This is a genomic window from Acidovorax sp. HMWF018, from assembly GCF_003061035.1.
In the GTDB taxonomy this organism is placed as follows: domain Bacteria; phylum Pseudomonadota; class Gammaproteobacteria; order Burkholderiales; family Burkholderiaceae_C; genus Acidovorax; species Acidovorax delafieldii.
Genome location: NZ_QAIM01000099.1, coordinates 1 through 3,947 on the forward strand (window position 1 = coordinate 1; position 3,947 = coordinate 3,947).

At 68.2% G+C, this 3,947-nt stretch carries 3 protein-coding genes; all 3 read right to left on the reverse strand.

The window, feature by feature from the left end; all coding sequences use genetic code 11:
• Window positions 1–172: 172 nt before the first annotated feature.
• Genes DBR23_RS03485 through tcuA form a run of 3 tightly spaced genes read right to left on the reverse strand, consistent with a single transcriptional unit; the run spans window position 173 to window position 3,825 of the window.
• Window positions 173–1,153 carry a tripartite tricarboxylate transporter substrate binding protein gene (locus DBR23_RS03485; protein WP_108497333.1) on the reverse strand — a complete coding sequence of 327 codons (981 nt, stop codon included), beginning with the start codon at window positions 1,151–1,153 and terminating at the stop codon, window positions 173–175.
• Between the two features lie 37 nt (window positions 1,154–1,190).
• The gene (gene tcuB, locus DBR23_RS03490; protein ID WP_108497334.1) at window positions 1,191–2,372 is read right to left on the reverse strand and encodes a tricarballylate utilization 4Fe-4S protein TcuB; all 1,182 of its coding nucleotides are present in this window, start codon (window positions 2,370–2,372) and stop codon (window positions 1,191–1,193) included.
• A complete protein-coding gene (tcuA, locus tag DBR23_RS03495; RefSeq protein WP_108497335.1) occupies window positions 2,359–3,825 on the reverse strand; it encodes an FAD-dependent tricarballylate dehydrogenase TcuA in 1,467 nt (488 codons plus the stop codon). The genes tcuB and tcuA overlap by 14 nt, the downstream gene beginning before the upstream one ends.
• Window positions 3,826–3,947 lie beyond the last annotated feature (122 nt).

Sequence of the window (3,947 nt, forward strand, 5' to 3'; positions counted from 1 at the left end):
CGGTCAAAAGGGAGGAAATGCGGGCAGGCATCGACAGGACTCCTGGGAGGTTTGCCACAGTGTTGCGCACCCGGCGCGGCGGCGGGTGTCGGCTGTGTGACGGCCTCCGGGAAAACGAGGATGGCGGGCAGGCGCCACTGCCCCGCTGCCGCAGCTCCTGCGCCCGCTCCCATCAGTCCGCCGTCAGCTTGCGTTCCTTGATGATGGTGGCCCACTGGGTCGATTCCTTCTTCATGAAGGCCGTCAGCTCGGCGCGTGTGGTGGGCTGCGGCGTGAGGCCGTGCTTGTTCAGCGCCTCTTTCACGCCCGGGTCGTTCAGTACCTTCACGATCTCCTGGTTCCAGCGGTCCAGCAGCGGTGCGGGCGTTTTGCCCGGCGCCACAAAGGCGTACCAGTTGAGCGCCTCAAAGCCCGGATAGCCCGACTCCGCCACGGTAGGGATGTTGGGCAGGTAGGCCGGGCGCGTGAGACCGGTGGTGGCCAGCGGTATGAGCTTGCCCGTCTCCACATGCGGCAGCGCAGTGGGGGGCGCGGCGAAGTACGAAGTCACGCGCTCGCCCAGCAGGTCCTGCAGCGCCGGGGCGCCGCCCTTGTAGGGCACATGCGTCATGTCGATGCCGGCGCGCTGGTTGAACAGTTCACCCGCCAGGTGCGATGCCGAGCCCGCGCCGGTGGAGGCAAAGTCCACGCTGCCGGGCTTCTTCTTGGACAGCTGCACAAACTCGGCCAGCGTCTTCACGCCCGCGCCCTTGTGCACCACCAGTACGTTCGGAAAGTTCACCCCGCCCGACACGGCGGCCAGGTCCTTGAAGGGGTCGTAGGCCACCTTCATCAGGTGGGGCGCAATGGTGAGCGGTCCCACCGACCCGAGCAGCAGCACCGAGCCATCGGCGGGCGCATTGGCCACAAACTGGTGCGCGATGTTGCCGCCTGCGCCGCCCTTGTTGTCCACCACCACCGACTGGCCGATGTTCTCGCCCAGCTTCTTGGCGATGAGCCGTGCCGCCGCATCGGCCGCGCCGCCTGCGGCAAAGCCCACGACCAGCGTGACGGGTTTCTTGGGCGGGAAATCCTGCGCGTGGGCTGCGCCAGACAGCGTTGCAGTAACCGTGGCGAGTGCCAGCGCGCTCATCAAGAGGGTGCGTTTTTTCATGGAGGTCTCCTTCATCGTGGATGGTGGGGTGCGGGGATCAGTCGGAACCGAGGCCGATGGGGTTGGGCTGTCGCTTCTCCACCGCATGGCGCAGCAGCGATGCGGTGCGGAAGATGCCGTGCGCAAACTTGCCGTAGGGCATGGTGGCGAACAGCGCCATCACCGCGCCCAGGTGCAGGCACAGCAGCAGCGGCAGGCCTGCGGTGCCACGCACCGCCCACAGCGCCAGGCCGCTGGTGGCGGTGAGGAACAGCAGGGCGATGAAGGCGCGGTCCATGGGCTTTTGTGCGGCATCGCCGTGTTGCGGGTGGCGGCGCAGGTTCAGCCGCCACAGGCCGGCCGTGCCAACGGCCAGGCTGACACCGCCAATGCCGCCCAGCAGCTTGGGCAGGCTGGGCAGGTCGTACGGTGCAGGCAAGGCCAGCAGGTAGTGGTACAGCGTCGCCACGCTGGTGGCCGCAAAACACAGCATGAAGCCGTAGAACGTGAGGTGGTGCATGCGCCTGCGCGACAGGGTGTAGGCATCGTCCTCGTTGTGGCAGCCATCGCCATGGCCGCCGTCCAGGTACTTGAGGCGCAGCACGGCATCGGTGGCCTCGGCCGTGGCGGGCGCGCTCAGCGGCGCGCCGCTGGTAGCGGGCGTCACGTCGCGCCAGAAGCGGCGCACGCCCAGGCCCAGCGCCAGCACGGCGAACAGGAACACGGGCGCAAACAGGCCCACCAGCAGGTTGTGCGGGAAGATGCCGTAGAAGCCGCCCACAGGGGCCTGCCACAGCGCGGCGATGCCCTGGCCATGCAGCACCACGGCCAGCAGCAGGAACACCGTGAGCCCGGCCACCAGCGCCAGCGCCAACGTGAGGCCGTTGCGCTGGTAGAGCTGGCCCAGTGCGGGCGGCCAGGCGTAGTCGGCGTAGGTCTGGCCACGCACCTGGGCCATGGCCTGCGGAATGTTCACCGCAAACTCATGCGGCGGCGCGTACTGGCAGGCGTGCAGGCAGGCGCCGCAGTTGTGGCACAGGTTGGCGATGAAGTGGATGTCGGCCTTGCCAAACTCCAGCCGCCGCGTCATGGCCGGGAACACGGCGCAAAAACCTTCGCAGTAGCGGCAGGCGTTGCAGATCTGCAGCTGGCGCGCCACCTCGGTCTCGGGCGCAGACAGCACGATGTCGCCATTTGCCAGCGCCCGGGCGTCGCGCGTCAGGGCCTCAAGCGTTTGCATGGTTTGCTCCTTGTTTTGTAGCGTTTGAGGCATGTTCGACTAGCGCTACCGGGCGTTTGGAGGCCAAAGCTGCCTGCGTGCCCGCAATGCGGCCAAACGCAGTGCCAATGCTCATGCCCACGCCGGCGGTGTAGCCCTTGCCCAGCACGTTGCCGGCCATCATTTCGCCCGCCACAAACAGGTTGGGGCTGGGCTGGTTGTTAAAGCGCACCGCAGCCGTGTCGTCGGTGTGCAGGCCGAGGTAGGTGAAGGTGACGCCAGGCTTGAGCGCATAGCCGTAGAACGGGCCGGTGTCGATGGGCCGCGCCCAGTGCGTTTTGGCGGGCGCCACGCCTTCGGTGTGGCAGTCGTCCAGCGTGGTGTGGTCGAACGTGCCCACGCGGCAGGCGGCGTTGTAGCCGGTCAGCGTGCGCATGAAGGTGTCCACGGGCAGGCCGAGCTTCTGCGCCAGCTCGGGCAGGGTGTCGGCCTTCACGCCCGGGAACACGGGCGGCATGAAGCGGCCGATGGCCTTGCTGTCGATGATGGAGTAGCCGATTTGCCCCGGCTGCTGCGCGACCAGGCGGCCCCAGATGGCATAGCGCTTGGGCCAGAAGTCTTCGCCCTCGTCGTAAAAACGCTCGCCGTTGCGGTTGACCACCACGCTCAGCGACACGCAGTCGATGCGCGTGCAGATGCCGCCGTCGTACAGCGGCGCGCGCGCGTCGATGGCCACCATGTGCGCCTGCGTGGGGTCGCCGATGCGGTCGGCGCCATGGTCGTCGAGCAGGTGCTTGAGCAGCACGCCCTTGTTGTAGGCCGTGCCGCGGATCAGGAAGTTGTCAGCCGGCCACTCGCCGCGCTCATTCCGTCCCCAGGCCTCGCGCAGCCACTCGCGGTTCGATTCAAAGCCGCCCGCGGCCAGCACGCAGCTCTTGGCGGCAATGCGTTCGCCCTTGGCCAGGTGGGCGGCGACGAAGCGGCGGCCGTCCATCTCGATGCGCTCCACGGGCGCCTCGTAGCGGACTTGCACGCCCAGCTGCTCCGCGCTGCGGTAATACGCATTGACCAGCGCCTTGCCGCCGCCCATGAAGAACGCATTGGTGCGCGCCACATGCAGCGTGCCCGCCAGCGCGGGCTGAAAGTGCACGCCGTGGCGGCGCATCCAGGGCCGGCAGGTGGCCGACTCGCGGATCACCAGGCGCGCCAGGTGTTCGTTGGTGAGGCCGCCTGTCACCTTGAGCAGGTCTTGCCAGAACTCTTCCTCGGGGTAGGCATCGACCAGCACGTCCTGCGGCGCATCGTGCATGCAGCGCAGGTTGCGCGTGTGGGCCGAGTTGCCGCCGCGCCAGGCGCGCGGAGCCGATTCGAGCAGCAGCACGCTGGCGCCGGCCTCGCGTGCCATCAGCGCGGCGCACAGGGCGGCGTTGCCGCCGCCGATGACCAGCACATCGACCACAGCATCGCCGCTCATGGCCGGTGGCTCCCGGCGGCGTGCTGCGAGCGGGGGAATGAAGAAGGGGGTGTGGGGCCCATGGGGTGTCTCCTGGCGCGGTCGCCGTGTCGTTCATCGGGGTGATGGCGACTGTAGGGAGA